The following is a 14,073-nucleotide window of genomic DNA, read 5'->3' as shown; positions in this document are numbered from 1 at the left end:
AACTATTCACTTTTTAAAATTCGTAAAAATTCTATACGTTTAATTTCACGACAACCTAAACTTTCAAGATGTGGATTATAAACCTGACAGTCAAGTAATTTATAATTTTCCTTTTTTAATTGTTCTACCAAAGTGATAAAAGCAACTTTTGATGCATTTGAAACTAATGAAAACATACTTTCACCACAGAATATAGTTCCTAAATCAATTCCATATAACCCACCAACTAATTCGTCATTTTGCCAGACTTCAACTGATTTCGCAATTCCTGATTCGTTGAGATTACAATACGCTTCAATCATGTCATTAGTAATCCAAGTTCCGGTTTGACCGTTCCTTTTGACATTTTGGCAATTAGAAATTACATCTCGAAAGTTTTGATTAAATGTAACTGTAAAAACATTTCTATTCAAGATGCTTCGCATGCTCTTAGAAACAATTAACTCATCTAGAAACAAAACCATTCTGGGATTAGGAGACCACCACAAAATAGGATCTCCTGGATCGAACCAAGGAAAAATTCCACTTTTGTAGGCAAGTAACAAGCGCTCTGTAGATAAATCTCCACCAATAGCCAAAATCCCATCGCGGTTGGCTTGGGAAACAGGCGGGAAAAATAAATCTTTAGTTACGTAATACACTTTGTTCAATTTCAATAGTAATATTAAAAATCAGCGATAATGCAAAATTCAATTTAATAAAAAAAACCAAATTCCAATTTTCAGACAGGCTAAATTTGGAATTTGGTTTTTAAAAATTAAAAAAATATATCTTAGAATGGCAAATCGTCTGCGTCTTCTTCGTTTAAGTTTGTTGCGGGAGCAAAAGCCTGTGCAGCAGGCATTGGAGGTGCTTGAGCCGCAGGAGCATCTCCTTGCGCTTTAGCTATTCTCCATCCTTGAATTGTATTGAAATAAACAGTTTCTCCTTGTGGATTTGTCCATTCTCTACCTCTTAAGTTAATATCAATTTTTACTGGCTCACCTACTTGAAAACCATTTAATAAATCACATTTATCTTGAACAAATTGAACTAGAATATGCTGTGGATATTGCTCATCAGTTGTAACAACTATGTCTCTCTTTTTGAAACCGCCAGATCCAACTTCTTTAGTTTGATCAATCATTTTAATTTTTCCTGTAACTTCCATCTTCTCTATTTTAATTGTTTGGACCTATTATTTTTTTGCTAAAAGTACTTTCCAAGCCGTTAGTACTTCACTTTTATTCAAATATTCTTTAGCTAATTGGTGTTTTTTTTCTTCGTCATCAGCACTTAGCACCCCTTTTACTTCAAAATTTTCTTTTACAAATATAGTAATTTCTTCAAGAGTTGGCAAGGATTCTACATTTCCAAGCATGCCTAAATCATTTCCTGTAAACACTGTACTGTGCTTCACGAAATTAGGAATTGCATCTACTCCAATCCCCAAAGTAGTTAATGGCTTTGGCACTTCAAAAAGTCCTTGATTGGATCTAGAATACCAATTACCTCCTAGTCTGGATACTAAGTCAATTTTATACTGATCGATCGCCCCATTTTCATCTAAAATACTTTCATCTAGATGAATTCGCACTACTTCACAAAGAATAAGATTTCCTGCTCCACCTTCTGTTCCCAGCGCAATAATTTGAGTCACTTTACATTCAAATTGAACAGGTGATTCCTTAACTCTAAAAGGTTTTACTACCTCAGATGCTATTGGCGTAAAGCCGGATTTCAAAAATTCATCAACACCTGCTGCATACTCCGTGCTGGCAAGCGAGGTTTGCTGCACCATATCATAATTAACGACATTAATAACCACTTCACCCGTTGCTTCGGCATTGATCAACGTATGTTTTATAGAGTTGTCTCGTACCCTTCTAGCTGGGGAAAATACGAGAATGGGAGGATTTGCGCTAAACACGTTAAAGAAACTAAAAGGCGACAAATTTGGATTGCCTTGAGCGTCCATGGTACTCGCAAAGGCAATAGGTCGCGGACCAACAGAGCCCTGCAAATACCCTTGTAATTTTGCCGTTTCTATACTTTTAGGGTCAATAGTAATCATACTTATTAATTTATCGCTTATCGTTACAAAAGTAGGCAAATCAATTAAATTTTAAAGATAGAACTTTACAATTACGATGAAATTATTTGCTCATTTTTTCAAAATAAAATACTTTAATCAAAACTAAAATACTTCCTTATTTAATTCGTTATATTTATACCTCAAAATTCTATTTATGAAGTTTTCTGAACGAAGAAACACAACCCGCTGGGTCATAATTTTCGCCTCTTTTTTTATAATTTCCTTAATTCTGTGGAATACCTATACCTTTTTTCAAATTTTTAAAAATGAAGAACGTTTAAAAATGAATCTTTGGGCCAATGCACAAAAGACATTCATCAACGCTGGCGAAAACACTGATGTAGAACTACCGCTACTGATTTTTAGCAATAACACCTCAATACCAATTATACTTACAGAAAATGACAGTATTATAAATACTGTGAATATTGATGAACTTATAATAAAAGATCCGCAAAAAGCCATCGATTTTCTACATGACCTAAAAGCCGAGAATGACCCAATCGTCATTGAATACGTCCCCGGAAAATTTCAGAAACTTTATTACGGTAACTCCTCCTTATTGAATAAACTTAAATATTACCCTATTGCATTAGTACTAATAATTGTATTGTTTGGCGGCTTAGTGTACAATTTTTACAGAACTACAAAAATGGCTACTCAAAACAAACTATGGGCGGGAATGGCTAAAGAAACAGCGCATCAAATAGGCACTCCGCTTTCCTCCTTAATTGGCTGGGTTGAGATTTTAAAATCAGAAGATGTGGCTGAAAGCACTACTTTAGAAATCGAAAAAGACATTGACCGATTGCAAACTATTACGGATCGATTCTCGAAAATAGGCTCAGAACCTAAATTAGAACTTAAAGATATTGTTTCAGAAACACAGCAATCCTACGATTATTTACAATCTCGCTTTTCAAAACAAATTGAATTTTCATTTAAAGCACCACAGTCTGCTGTTATGGTTTCTTTAAATCCAACTTTACACAGTTGGACAATAGAGAACCTTGTAAAAAACGCTATCGATGCTATGAAAGGAAAGGGGAAATTAGCCTTAGAAATTGAACAAGAAGGTGACTACGTAAAAATAAATGTTTCTGACACCGGCGCCGGAATTCAGAAAAACCAGTTTAGTACTATATTTGAACCCGGTTTCACCACTAAAAAAAGAGGTTGGGGATTAGGACTTTCCTTAACTAAGAGAATTGTAGAGGAATATCATAAAGGAATCATTAAAGTTTTATATTCTGAAATAGGCAAAGGAACTACGATGCAAGTAAGTTATAAAAAAAGCAATTAGCGTGATTAAACCCTAAACGACGATGACTTTGAGAACATTGTTTTCCGTGCTAGTTTAGACTTACTCAAATAGTTTTGTACAAATAAAGCATGCTCTTCGGCTCTCGCCAAAGTGGTAATGATAGATTTTTTGATTACTAATAAATTAGACCTATTCTCATCACCTACATCGCCAATTGCGTAAATATCATTTTGACATTTCACTAATTTCTGTCTTGGCGTTTGAATCATATTGTTAATTTCAACATCGGAGAAAGTGGGTTTAAATTGTTGGTTTCGATAATGAATAAAGTCATTCAACAATGCCACAGCCTCATTCATTTCAATGACAATGGAATTCAGCTTGTCTATATTCGTGTTTTTACGCGAATGAACTAACTGCTTCTTTTTCCCATCATAACGCTCTATAATCAAAGCATTTTTCAATCCGTTCTTCTCAATTCTCTGAGCTGACTCAAATAATTGATCCGTTTGAGACAAATTATTATATTTTGCAATTTCTCTCTCAAAATCAAAATATTTTTTAGATTTATTTACGTGAATTTTCCCTTCATAAAACTCTCCATTAGTAACAGGATAATTCAGGAACTGCCATAAATAATCAAATGGCATGTGAGTACTAATTATTTTGCTAGGCTCTACCTTAAAATAGGAATTATTGAATTTCTTAAAAAACCGCCCGTTGTTTACATAACCAGCGCCCCAAGTAGGATCAAATAAATACCACTTACTATCAATTTTTGCAGCAGTCCATGCGTGTGCTAAATTTGTCACTTTACCATTTTGCTTATTGTAACCTTCAACTACATAGGATTGTATTCCCATTTTCTCAGCAAGCTCATTAAAAATTGCAGCGTAGTGACTACAAACCCCCATTTTTGATTTTAATGCTCTATTAATTTTATCTTCTCTAGATTCACTATATCTAGTGACATTCATGTCTTTCAAGTCATACCTTATATTTGAAGCAGTCCAATAAAAAGCAGCTCTAATTCTATCACTATCACTTTTAAAATTTGATTGAATAAAGTTAGCAATTGACGTAGTAGAAGTAGTTGCATAATCTGGAATAGTAGCTATTTTGGCATCTACATAACTATATTCAGTTTTGACTTGTCCAAAGCTTAGGAATGAAAAAAATAAAGAAAGGAGTAAGACTGTAATTCTCATAATTATGTGTAGGTTCAAATAAAATAAAAGGGAATAGATTTTCACCTATTCCCTTTTAACGAAAATCATACCAATTTATTCTATTTCTACAAATACTATAAATTCTCTTTTATATTTTGTGCTAAAACTTCAAATTCTTCTTTAGATAATGAAACTTTATTTTGAAAACGCATTTCGTCCATTTCATTCAGCGGAATCAAATGTACGTGAGCGTGCGGCACTTCAAGACCAACAACGGCCATTCCTACTCGGAGACATGGAACCGTTTTTTCTAAAGCATTTGCGATTTTTTTAGAAAATTGCATTAATCCAATATACAAATCGTCTTCAATTTCAAAAATCTTGTCGATTTCTTGTTTTGGAATACAAAGCGTGTGCCCTTTAGCGTTAGGATTTACATCCAAAAAGGCCAAAAAGTTTTCGTCTTCAGCAATCTTGTAACAAGGAATTTCTCCGTTAACTATTTTGGTAAAAATACTTGACATAGTGAAAATAATTATGTTTAGAATAGAATAATAACTAGAAAAAGAGCTGCTAAACTGCTACTAGTTTAGTCTCTTGTTATTTCTAAAATTTCGAATTTCAAAACACCGTTTGGAACCGTAATTTCAGCAACTTCTCCTAATGATTTTCCTAGTAAACCTTTCCCTATTGGTGAGGTTACAGAGATTTTCCCAGCTTTTAAATCGGCTTCACTTTCAGCAACTAAAGTGTACTTCATTTCCATTCCGTTAGTTTGGTTTTTGATTTTCACATTAGATAATACCAAAACTTTAGAAAGATCTAAATGGGTTTCATCAATCAAACGAGCGTTAGAATGTACTTCCTCTAATTTAGCAATACGCATTTCAAGCATTCCCTGCGCCTCTTTAGCGGCATCATATTCTGCGTTTTCAGAAAGATCCCCTTTATCCCTTGCTTCTGCTATATCAGCTGAGGCTTTTGGACGCATAACGCTTTTTAAATAATCTAACTCTTCCCTTAATTTTTTTAAACCATCAGCGGTGTAATACGATACTGTACTCATAACTTCCTTATTTATATAAATAGAAAAAATCCCATCGGAACGGGATTTCTTTCCACAAAGATACTACTATTTTTTTTTCGTCTATAATTATATGTTAATCATATATAATTCAAAGTTAAATAAATTAAATTTGTTTCGCTAATAGTTTGACACATTTTAAAATGAAAAAATACGCTGCCCTTTTTTTACTCCTTCCTTTATTTTTATCTTGTAGCGATTCTGGCATTAGGAGTAATAACCCGTACTTACCTAATTATTCTGTGCTTATAGACCTCAACTTAAATTTACCTGAATACTCAAATCTAAAGTTTGTGAGTAATGCGGTTTTAATTCCCGCAAAAGGAGTGCGTGGTGTTGTAGTTTTCAATACTGGAAGTGGCTACAAAGCCTTTGATATTGCTTGCCCTAATCAGGCTTTAGCTTCCTGCTCAACAATGACTTTAAAAGGCATTACTCTCGTTTGCCCATGCGATAAAGAAGAATACAGCTTGTTTAGCGGTCAAGGAAAATTACAATATCCATTGAAAGAATATCGTGTTCAAGTTAACGGTGATGTGATTAGAGTTTATAATTAAAAAAGGCTGAAAGTTTATAACTTTCAGCCTTTTTAGTAGAATAGAGTATTTAATTTTAAAACTTCAGCGTCATTCCTACTAAAAAGTTGATTCCCGCTTGTGGGTAATAACCAGCTCCTTCTTTTGTAGCAATCGCGGGAGGATTAGTATAATCATCATCATAAGTATAGAAAAAACCATTCGATATGTATTTATAATCGAAAATATTGTTTACTAAAGCAGAAAGATAAATCGATTTAAAAACTGATATTGGAATAATCTCATAAGAAACATTCAAATCATTTGTAAAATAAGATTTCAGCTTAGAGCCTTCAGCATCTATGTTTGCCATATATTGTTCCCCTACGAATTTGGACAGAAACGATATTTGAAGTTTCTCCACCGGTACAAAGCTCACGATATTTCCCGCAATAAAATCAGGAGAAAAAGCAATATTTGTATTTCCTAATGAAGTTAAAACACCATCTCTCTTAAAGAAAAAATCTTTATTTTTATTGGTACTTACTGTTACGTTTGGTCTAATAAATAAATTATCCAAAATCGAAATCGTTGCATCAAGTTCAACTCCTAAACGGTAACTATCACCGCTATTTTCACGTATTGGCGCACCTACATCGTCTAAAGCTCCAGTTACAATCAATTGATCTTTGTATGCCATATAATAGATATTAGCATTCAATTTTACTTTTGAATCTACATGACGCAATCCTAGTTCAAAATCGTTTAATTTCTCTGGTCGTGGACTTCCGTTTTCATAATCGGATCTATTGGGTTCGCGATTCGCTCGTGCATACGAAAAATACAATGCGTTGTTAGCATTAATTTCATAATTCAAACCCGCTTTTGGATTGAAGAAATTAAAACTATCGTTGACCAAGCCTGCTTCGGCACTATCAGCTTTATAAGATACGTTTCGAAGTTGCAGATCGCCGAATAAATTCAGCTTTTCAGTGATTTGATAATTTGCTTTTGCAAAAACATTTCCGTCTGTTTTAGAAGCAGAATCATCATAAAAGCGATCATCTAATTCTGATTTTGAGGCATAACGCGCCCAAATTATTCTGCCAAAGTGATCACCTTCGTATCTATTATAACCTCCTCCAAAAATCACATTGAGCTTTTCCTCTTTGTAATTTGCCGAAAAAGTAGTTCCATAAAAATCATTGATTAACCACTTCTGACGAATCAAATCTGTTTTATTAATAGTTGTTCCATTAATAAGTATTGGAGTTAGTCCGTAGGCTGAGAATTTAGCATTTTCTTTGTAGTTTTCATAAAACCCAACACCTTTTGTGTAATGAAAAGCGAGATTCGTACTCCATTTTTCAGCTACTTTTTCGTTCCAATGCAACTGATAATGATCTTGTTGGTAATTATCGGTTTCATTGTCATAAAATCGAATTTCACCAAATTCATCCGTAAACATTCCTGCAGGATTGAATGTCCGGTCATTTTCTAATTTATCTAAATCTTCTAAACCATTCCAGGCTTGGTAGGTTTTTTGATTTCCTCCAAAAGCTAAAGCTTTAACCAAAGTAGTTTTACCAAAATAGGTTCCTTGCAAAAAATACGATTTCATATCAGAAAAAGCCCTGTCAATATAGCCATCTGATTTTAGCGCCGAAAGACGTCCTGCAATTTCAAAATGATCGTTCATCAAGCCCGTACTGAATTTAACGGTGTGTTTTCTAGTATTAAAACTCCCAAACGAATTTGAGATTTCCCCCGTACTTTCCTTTGAATATGCATCAGTCAACATATTTAAACTAGCACCAAAAGCACCAGCGCCATTGGTTGAAGTTCCCACACCTCGCTGCAATTGCAAACTTTCTACTGAAGAAGCGAAATCAGGCATGTTTACCCAGAAAGTTCCATGACTTTCGGAATCATTATACGGAATTCCGTTGATTGTTACATTGACGCGCGTGGCATCGCTACCACGAACTCGGATTCCAGTATATCCTACTCCGTTACCGGCGTCAGTTGTGGTAACAACTGAGGGCAAATAATTCATTAAAACAGGAATGTCCTGACCAAGATTACGAGATTTGATATCTTTCTTGGTCAAATTGCTAAAACTAACAGGCGTTTTTGTAGTGGCACGAACTGCCGAAACTAGAACTTCGTCTAACTGGTTGACTTTAGTAGTGTCTTTTACTTGCGCGAAAGAACCTATAATAGATAGAAAAAAGAAGAGAGACACTAAAAAAGTTATATTTTGTGTCTTTGAGCCTTTGCGGCTAGAAAAATTGCAAATAGTTTTCATCCGTAAAAAAATTACGAATAAAAGGGGGAATTATTCTTTTTGTTAAATTAATAAATGATTGTTTCTTACGACAAAATTATAGCGTGCACTCTACGATTGTGTCGTTTTTTCCCTTAGCAACATTACTTGCTCAGGTTCGTTGGGTATGATCTCAGCTCGTTATTTAGAGCACCCCTTTGAGACGGCGCAAAGATAAACCTTAAAATTCCAAAAATCAAAATACAAATTCCAAAAAAATTAAAAATCTGGCTTTTTTCTGGTTTTCTTTATTTCGGAAATAGTCTTTTTATTTTTAATCCGCTTTCTGATTGCAGATTTTGGAATCTTAGTTTCCTTCCTGATTCTGGGCACAATTAAAGCTTTTCTCATCAGTTCTAAAAAACGCTTTGTAACAATCTCTTTATTTTTAAATTGACTTCGGTCTTCATCACAATTTAGAATTAAAACCAAATCAGTTGTTAGTCGTGAAGACAAATTTGTTTCTAATAACAGCTTTTCATCATCAGAAAGAAATTTAGAATTTCTCAAATCAAAACTCAAAACTACTTTTGACGAAACTTTATTCACATTTTGTCCACCTGCTCCACTACTTCGGACGGCTTTGTAATTTAATTCAGATATAATTTTTTCAATTTCCATTGGCACCAAATTATTTTAACTTCGAATTTTGATGCGCCGCTTTCAACAAGTCATTAACTGTTTTTACGGGGTTAAAAGTAATCAACGGCACTTCGACAAAAATAGTCAACCAATTAGCCATTGCTCCATTCCACAATCCCGGTAACTCGTAGGCTTTTATATTTTTGCCAGCTACTGTTTTTTCAACAATAAATCCGCTCGTATTATCTACAAATTGATCCAAGTCAAATAGTTCGTTTTTATAGTTTTTAGTGCCACAAACTAGGTCAACAGGATTAAAATGTGTTGCTGCATTAAGAATGTTTTTTTGATCTTCATTAAATAAGTCAACTTGCGAACTTTCAACAATTTGCAAAGAAACCAATCCCTGACTGTTTCTGACCCAAAATGGTCCTCCACCAGGTTCTCCCTCATTTTTCACCATTCCACAAACGCGTATAGGCTTGTTCATAACGGCTTTGAAAAAGTCTACTTTATTTTCTATTATCCACCTATCAAAGTCCGAAGGGATTTCTACGCTCAATTTATTTTTTATAAAAGTAGTAACCTCACCTACTTCATCATTGTTTATAGCTTTAGCATCAAACAATCTCAAATACGTAAATATTTGCTGTTGCAATTCGACAAGAATTCCTGCTAAAGCTTTTTTACACAATGCACTTTTTCTTTTGCTTTTAAGCATTACATTGTCAATGTTTTTAATAAAAATAACATCCGCGTCTAACCTATTCAAATTTTTAATGAGCGCTCCATGTCCGCCGGGTCTGAAAACCAAGTGACCATTTTTATCTCGAAATATTTTATTGTTTGAATCAACAGTCAATGAATCAGTACTTTTGTTTTGATAGGAATACGAAACTTCAATAGTCGTATTAGACTCCATTTCGACTTTCTTCTTTATCGAGCTTATTATAGTTTCAAATTGCTGTTGATGAGCTTCAGAAACCGTAAAATGCAAATTAGAATTTCCTCCTGAACTAGCATAAATACCGCATTCATACAAATGCTCTTCTATTGGAGTAGCGATTTTATTTTCACACTGATGAAATGGCAAAATACCTTTTGGTTTATTACCAAAATCAAAATGAACTGTTGAAAGTAGTAATTTTATAAAGTAATAATTTTTATAATCATCAGTTAAAGTATCATATTCAGGATATTCTGCTTGCAACTTTTCATTAACTGCATCAAAAAAAGGAAATTTATCCATCGCGATAATAAACATCGACAATTCAGTGTCTTTTTTCCTATTGATGTATCCGTTTATAGTATCATTTTCAATGTCAAATTCTTCTAAAAAAGCAATCAAAAACTTAAACATTCGCGTCGCTGCGCCTGAAGCAGGAACGAATTTTAACAGTTTTAATGCGTCCTTCTTACTATCGAAAAAGGCAGCTTTAATTTCTAAATCTATTTTGGAAAGCTTTAGAATTCCATTCTTTATCACAGCGGGTTCTACCAAAGAGGTTTTAGGAATTCCATTTTTGCAAAATTCTAACTGTTTTTGAATTGCCGCCACCGAAATCCCGTGATTGTACATTTGCACAAAATCCCTCGACGTAAAACCGAGCGTTTTGGCTTTAGCTAAATCTTCAATTATCGTAATTGCTTTTTTAAGACGCAACTCTTTATCTCCAGAAAGTGTTATAAATGGCTTGTTATTATCGATTAAAGATTGTTTAAACACCGCAAAAATAGATTCCCTTCCTTCTGGTTTATCTCGCAAATCATCTTTTTCCCATGGCACATCAATATCAGTAAGGAAAAATAAATCATATTCATGTTCTTGCGCTGCATTCTGTAGCAATGGATCACAATAATTATAATACACTTCCGAAAACAACTTTGTTACTAGTAAATTAGTGTCACAAAAAAGATATTTATTGGCTACAGCCAAATTTTCATTTTCCAATTGCACCTGACCGTACGCAATGGGCAGCATATCACTTAGGTCGCATATTTTTTGCTCTTTATCCCATTTTTGCTGAAGATAATCTCTAGCAAACTCAGGAGTCCAAGCCGTATCATAATGTGCAGCGAGTTGTTTTGCTAAAGTCGTTTTGCCGGTGCTTTCAGGACCAAACAAAGCAATTTTCACAATTGCTGACTGTTGTTGTTTAAGATTTTTTTCCATTCTAAATAGCCATATACGGCAATAATTGTAAAAACTATATATTGCAAACTAGTAAAAGTATATCCCTTTGCCAAATATAGTGGGATGGAAAGTAGGTCTCCAACAATCCAAAATATCCAGTTTTCAATCTTGCGTTTTGCCATCAACCACATTCCTACAAAAAACAATCCAGTTAATATTGTGTCTAGATAGGAATACCAACTGGTAAATTTATTAAAATAAAGATAAACAAGAACAACAAAAACAACTGTGATTATAAAGAGAATAGCTGCCATTGCTTTCTCTTTTTTAGTCATCAACGAAATGGGGAACTCATCTACATCATCCTTTTTACGTGTCCAATGATACCAACCGTAAATACTCATTATAAAATAATAAACATTAATCATTGAATCACCTAGAAGGCTCCACTGCCAAAGCAAATAGGCGTAAATGGAGGTGCTAATTAATCCCGTGGGAAAAACCAAAATATTGTCTTTTTTGGCATACCAAACACTACATAGTCCAAAAAACACACCAACAAGTTCTAACCAAACCTCATGCACTGGATAATCATGATATTGAGCAAAAAAGTAATCAAACATACAAGATTATATTTTATCAAAATTAAAAAATTCCAAATTATTTTCGAAAGCAGTTCCAATCACTACTAAATCAGCCCCGGCTTTGTAAGCATTTTCGATTCCTTGCAAACTTACAATTCCGCCACCTACAATTAAGGGAATTTCTATATTTCTAGAAACTAACTCAATCACATTCAAGGGAACGGCTTGTTTAGCGCCACTTCCCGCTTCCAAATAAATTAATTTATTGCCTAGCATTTCGCCAGCTTGAGAAGTTGCTAATACTAAATTTATATTTTCTCTATGAATTGGTTTTGTTTTACTGATGCGCTCAACCGCAGTTTCACTTCCGCTTTCTATTAGAATATAACCGGTAGAAATAATTTCAAGTTGCGATTGTTTTAAAACTGGAGCAGCTTTCACCTGATGTTCTATTAAATAATCCGCGTTTCTACCAGAAAGGAGCGAAAGAAATAAAATTCCATCAGCTTCTTTCGAAATTTGTGATGGATTTCCCGGAAAAAGTACGATTGGCAACAGGCAATTTTGTTTTATTTTTAAAATCAATTCATCTGTACTATTACTTTCTACGTGGCTTCCGCCAATGAAAACATGAGTAGCAGGCGACCGATTTATTCTATCAATTAAATAATCAATTTTAGACCAAATAATTTTGTCTGGATCTAGTAAGACCGCTAATAACTTATGGTTTTTCGCCTTAGCTTCTAGTATTTGGCTGTATATGTGCTGCACTTTACTTTTCATAATCAGCGTAAAAGTATACGTTTTTTTGAAAGTGAGCATTACTTTAAGAAAACTTATCTTTGTTTAACTATTCAGAAACTTTACCCTAAAAATCACATGATTCAAATAGATATACTCGAAAAATATGATGCCATAAGAAGGTTGTATAAAAAATCAGAAATCATTTTCGAGAAGGATAAGTTAGCCACACATTATTATCAAATCATTTCTGGATCAGTAAAAATGAATAATTTCAATGATGAAGGTCGGGAATTTATTCAAGGCTTTTTCACAGTTAAGCAGTGTTTTGGTGAACCTCCTTTGTTTTTAGACAGAACCTATCCCGCAAATGCTGAAGCAGTAGAGGATTGTGAATTAATATGTGTTTCTAAAGCTAATTTCCTGAAACTAATGGCTGAAAACCCCGAAGTTTCCATCATTATGATTGAAAATCTAGCACAACGACTGCATTATAAATCGGTTATGGCTGCAGAGATTTCCACTCAAGATTCGGAGCACCGTCTTTTACAATTATTTGACTATTCGATTACTTATTTTAATTTTAAAAAAGAACTAGATGGCTATCACATCGACTTGACCCGACAACAAATGGGTGATTTAACTGGTCTTCGCGTAGAAACTGTTATCAGAACCATAAAAACATTAGAGAAAAAAGGCGAACTAAAAATCATTAATAGAAAAGTGTACCGTTGATTTTTCCTTTATGATGTAGGTCATAAAAAATTGAATGTAAGTGGCTGTAAATTTGTAGTAACGAAAAATTTAACTAGTATGTCACTATATCAAAAAACACTCGCTGATTTCAATAACAATTTTATTGGTTTTTCAACTTTAATCGTTATTGGACAAAGTTGTCTAGGCTCTGCAGCAGCAATGAATATACTCAGAAATGGAACAAGTTTGATACAAATGTTTCAATTAGGCGTAATTGTACTAATTTGCATGTTTGTAAACTGCGCCATTTTAGCGCAGATGAAACATAAAGTTATTTTTAACCTTACAATCTTAAGCGTAATTTCTAGTGTATTCTTTATTATTATAAACACTTTGATTATCCGATGATAAAAGAAATTGAAAACCGCGCTGACCTCAGACTTCTTGTGGAACGTTTTTATACTAAGATCAGAGCTGATGCAGAAATTGGTTTTTTCTTTAATGAAACGATTACAGACTGGGAAGAACACTTAGATAAATTGACTGATTTTTGGGAAATGAATATATTTGGTGCCCGAAAATTTACTGGAAACCCAATTGTAGCGCATAATGCAGTAGATAAAAAATTTGACCAGAAGATTACTTCTAACATTTTTGGAATTTGGCTGAATTTATGGTTTGCAACAATTGACGAAATGTTCATAGGCGAAAATGCTGAAATTCTAAAACGCAGAGCTCAAAAGATGAGTACTTTCCTATTTATGAATATTTTTGAAAGCAGACGAAAAGAGTAATTGTTTTCAATTGAAGATTACTTGATAAGAAATAGTGCAACGAAGGCACAAAGGCACAAAATTTAAGATTATCTTGATTTTTTTAAAACTAAAAGACAATGAGCCTTTGT

The 14,073-nt window shown here is 33.7% G+C and carries 16 protein-coding genes; 5 read left to right on the top strand and 11 right to left on the bottom strand.

Features of this window, described 5'->3' with window-relative positions; all coding sequences use genetic code 11:
• Nucleotides 1–2 precede the first annotated feature (2 nt).
• From aat to LNP27_RS05760, 3 genes are all read right to left on the bottom strand, one after another.
• Nucleotides 3–641 (bottom strand): leucyl/phenylalanyl-tRNA--protein transferase, encoded by a 639-nt coding sequence (gene aat, locus LNP27_RS05770; RefSeq protein WP_229944039.1) that lies wholly within the window; start codon nucleotides 639–641, stop codon nucleotides 3–5.
• 131 nt (nucleotides 642–772) lie between these two features.
• Nucleotides 773–1,150, bottom strand: a complete 378-nt coding sequence (locus LNP27_RS05765; protein ID WP_229943654.1) for a DUF3127 domain-containing protein — start codon at nucleotides 1,148–1,150, stop codon at nucleotides 773–775.
• 27 nt (nucleotides 1,151–1,177) lie between these two features.
• Entirely contained in the window at nucleotides 1,178–2,053 is an 876-nt protein-coding gene (locus LNP27_RS05760) for a flavin reductase family protein (RefSeq protein WP_229943653.1), read from the bottom strand.
• Nucleotides 2,054–2,228: 175 nt separating this feature from the next.
• Here LNP27_RS05760 and LNP27_RS05755 point away from each other — a divergent pair, with 175 nt between their 5' ends.
• Nucleotides 2,229–3,377: a sensor histidine kinase gene (locus LNP27_RS05755; protein WP_229943652.1), complete on the top strand. Its 1,149-nt coding sequence runs from the start codon at nucleotides 2,229–2,231 to the stop codon at nucleotides 3,375–3,377.
• A gap of 5 nt (nucleotides 3,378–3,382) precedes the next feature.
• On the opposite strand, the gene LNP27_RS05750 is transcribed toward LNP27_RS05755, so the two are convergent.
• The 3 genes from LNP27_RS05750 to greA all read right to left on the bottom strand — a co-directional run bounded on the left by LNP27_RS05750 (nucleotide 3,383) and on the right by greA (nucleotide 5,573).
• A complete protein-coding gene (locus LNP27_RS05750) occupies nucleotides 3,383–4,546 on the bottom strand; it encodes a transglutaminase domain-containing protein (protein ID WP_229943651.1) in 1,164 nt (387 codons plus the stop codon).
• Between the two features lie 95 nt (nucleotides 4,547–4,641).
• Nucleotides 4,642–5,031: an HIT family protein gene (locus LNP27_RS05745; RefSeq protein ID WP_229943650.1), complete on the bottom strand. Its 390-nt coding sequence runs from the start codon at nucleotides 5,029–5,031 to the stop codon at nucleotides 4,642–4,644.
• A gap of 65 nt (nucleotides 5,032–5,096) precedes the next feature.
• Nucleotides 5,097–5,573, bottom strand: coding sequence for a transcription elongation factor GreA (gene greA / locus LNP27_RS05740; protein WP_229943649.1), 477 nt, complete (start codon nucleotides 5,571–5,573; stop codon nucleotides 5,097–5,099).
• Between the two features lie 161 nt (nucleotides 5,574–5,734).
• On the opposite strand from greA, the gene LNP27_RS05735 reads away from it, so the two are divergent.
• Nucleotides 5,735–6,148, top strand: coding sequence for a Rieske (2Fe-2S) protein (locus tag LNP27_RS05735; RefSeq protein ID WP_229943648.1), 414 nt, complete (start codon nucleotides 5,735–5,737; stop codon nucleotides 6,146–6,148).
• Nucleotides 6,149–6,203: 55 nt separating this feature from the next.
• Here the strand turns inward: LNP27_RS05735 and LNP27_RS05730 are convergent, their stop codons facing one another.
• The 5 genes from LNP27_RS05730 to LNP27_RS05710 all read right to left on the bottom strand — a co-directional run bounded on the left by LNP27_RS05730 (nucleotide 6,204) and on the right by LNP27_RS05710 (nucleotide 12,554).
• On the bottom strand, nucleotides 6,204–8,414 hold the full coding sequence (locus tag LNP27_RS05730; RefSeq protein ID WP_229943647.1) for a TonB-dependent receptor: 2,211 nt from the start codon (nucleotides 8,412–8,414) through the stop codon (nucleotides 6,204–6,206).
• Between the two features lie 237 nt (nucleotides 8,415–8,651).
• Nucleotides 8,652–9,053 (bottom strand): alternative ribosome rescue aminoacyl-tRNA hydrolase ArfB, encoded by a 402-nt coding sequence (gene arfB / locus LNP27_RS05725; RefSeq protein WP_229943646.1) that lies wholly within the window; start codon nucleotides 9,051–9,053, stop codon nucleotides 8,652–8,654.
• 10 nt (nucleotides 9,054–9,063) lie between these two features.
• Entirely contained in the window at nucleotides 9,064–11,187 is a 2,124-nt protein-coding gene (locus LNP27_RS05720) for a DUF4301 family protein (protein ID WP_229943645.1), read from the bottom strand.
• Entirely contained in the window at nucleotides 11,148–11,771 is a 624-nt protein-coding gene (gene pnuC, locus LNP27_RS05715) for a nicotinamide riboside transporter PnuC (RefSeq protein ID WP_229943644.1), read from the bottom strand. The genes LNP27_RS05720 and pnuC overlap by 40 nt, the downstream gene beginning before the upstream one ends.
• Nucleotides 11,772–11,777: 6 nt before the next feature.
• Nucleotides 11,778–12,554: a phosphoglycerol geranylgeranyltransferase gene (locus LNP27_RS05710; protein ID WP_428979012.1), complete on the bottom strand. Its 777-nt coding sequence runs from the start codon at nucleotides 12,552–12,554 to the stop codon at nucleotides 11,778–11,780.
• A gap of 57 nt (nucleotides 12,555–12,611) precedes the next feature.
• On the opposite strand from LNP27_RS05710, the gene LNP27_RS05705 reads away from it, so the two are divergent.
• From LNP27_RS05705 to LNP27_RS05695, 3 genes are all read left to right on the top strand, one after another.
• Complete coding sequence (locus LNP27_RS05705) at nucleotides 12,612–13,208, top strand: Crp/Fnr family transcriptional regulator (protein WP_229943643.1); 597 nt, start codon at nucleotides 12,612–12,614, stop codon at nucleotides 13,206–13,208.
• Between the two features lie 78 nt (nucleotides 13,209–13,286).
• On the top strand, nucleotides 13,287–13,577 hold the full coding sequence (locus LNP27_RS05700; RefSeq protein WP_229943642.1) for a hypothetical protein: 291 nt from the start codon (nucleotides 13,287–13,289) through the stop codon (nucleotides 13,575–13,577).
• Nucleotides 13,574–13,963 (top strand): group III truncated hemoglobin, encoded by a 390-nt coding sequence (locus LNP27_RS05695; RefSeq protein ID WP_229943641.1) that lies wholly within the window; start codon nucleotides 13,574–13,576, stop codon nucleotides 13,961–13,963. Before LNP27_RS05700 ends, LNP27_RS05695 begins: the two co-directional genes overlap by 4 nt.
• The last annotated feature ends 110 nt before the right edge of the window (nucleotides 13,964–14,073 follow it).

Source organism: Flavobacterium galactosidilyticum, assembly GCF_020911945.1.
Lineage (GTDB): Bacteria > Bacteroidota > Bacteroidia > Flavobacteriales > Flavobacteriaceae > Flavobacterium > Flavobacterium galactosidilyticum.
Note: the sequence above shows the minus strand (reverse complement) of the source record. Positions and strands in the feature narration are given on the sequence as shown.

Coding starts and splice junctions, on each gene's coding strand:
- LNP27_RS05705 (WP_229943643.1), top strand. CDS start 12,612: ATGATTCAAATAGATATACTCGAAAAATATGATGCCATAAGAAGGTTG.
- greA (WP_229943649.1), bottom strand. CDS start 5,573: ATGAGTACAGTATCGTATTACACCGCTGATGGTTTAAAAAAATTAAGG.
- LNP27_RS05745 (WP_229943650.1), bottom strand. CDS start 5,031: ATGTCAAGTATTTTTACCAAAATAGTTAACGGAGAAATTCCTTGTTAC.
- LNP27_RS05750 (WP_229943651.1), bottom strand. CDS start 4,546: ATGAGAATTACAGTCTTACTCCTTTCTTTATTTTTTTCATTCCTAAGC.
- LNP27_RS05710 (WP_428979012.1), bottom strand. CDS start 12,554: ATGCTCACTTTCAAAAAAACGTATACTTTTACGCTGATTATGAAAAGT.
- arfB (WP_229943646.1), bottom strand. CDS start 9,053: ATGGAAATTGAAAAAATTATATCTGAATTAAATTACAAAGCCGTCCGA.
- LNP27_RS05700 (WP_229943642.1), top strand. CDS start 13,287: ATGTCACTATATCAAAAAACACTCGCTGATTTCAATAACAATTTTATT.
- LNP27_RS05735 (WP_229943648.1), top strand. CDS start 5,735: ATGAAAAAATACGCTGCCCTTTTTTTACTCCTTCCTTTATTTTTATCT.
- LNP27_RS05695 (WP_229943641.1), top strand. CDS start 13,574: ATGATAAAAGAAATTGAAAACCGCGCTGACCTCAGACTTCTTGTGGAA.
- LNP27_RS05755 (WP_229943652.1), top strand. CDS start 2,229: ATGAAGTTTTCTGAACGAAGAAACACAACCCGCTGGGTCATAATTTTC.
- LNP27_RS05720 (WP_229943645.1), bottom strand. CDS start 11,187: ATGGAAAAAAATCTTAAACAACAACAGTCAGCAATTGTGAAAATTGCT.
- pnuC (WP_229943644.1), bottom strand. CDS start 11,771: ATGTTTGATTACTTTTTTGCTCAATATCATGATTATCCAGTGCATGAG.
- LNP27_RS05765 (WP_229943654.1), bottom strand. CDS start 1,150: ATGGAAGTTACAGGAAAAATTAAAATGATTGATCAAACTAAAGAAGTT.
- LNP27_RS05760 (WP_229943653.1), bottom strand. CDS start 2,053: ATGATTACTATTGACCCTAAAAGTATAGAAACGGCAAAATTACAAGGG.
- LNP27_RS05730 (WP_229943647.1), bottom strand. CDS start 8,414: ATGAAAACTATTTGCAATTTTTCTAGCCGCAAAGGCTCAAAGACACAA.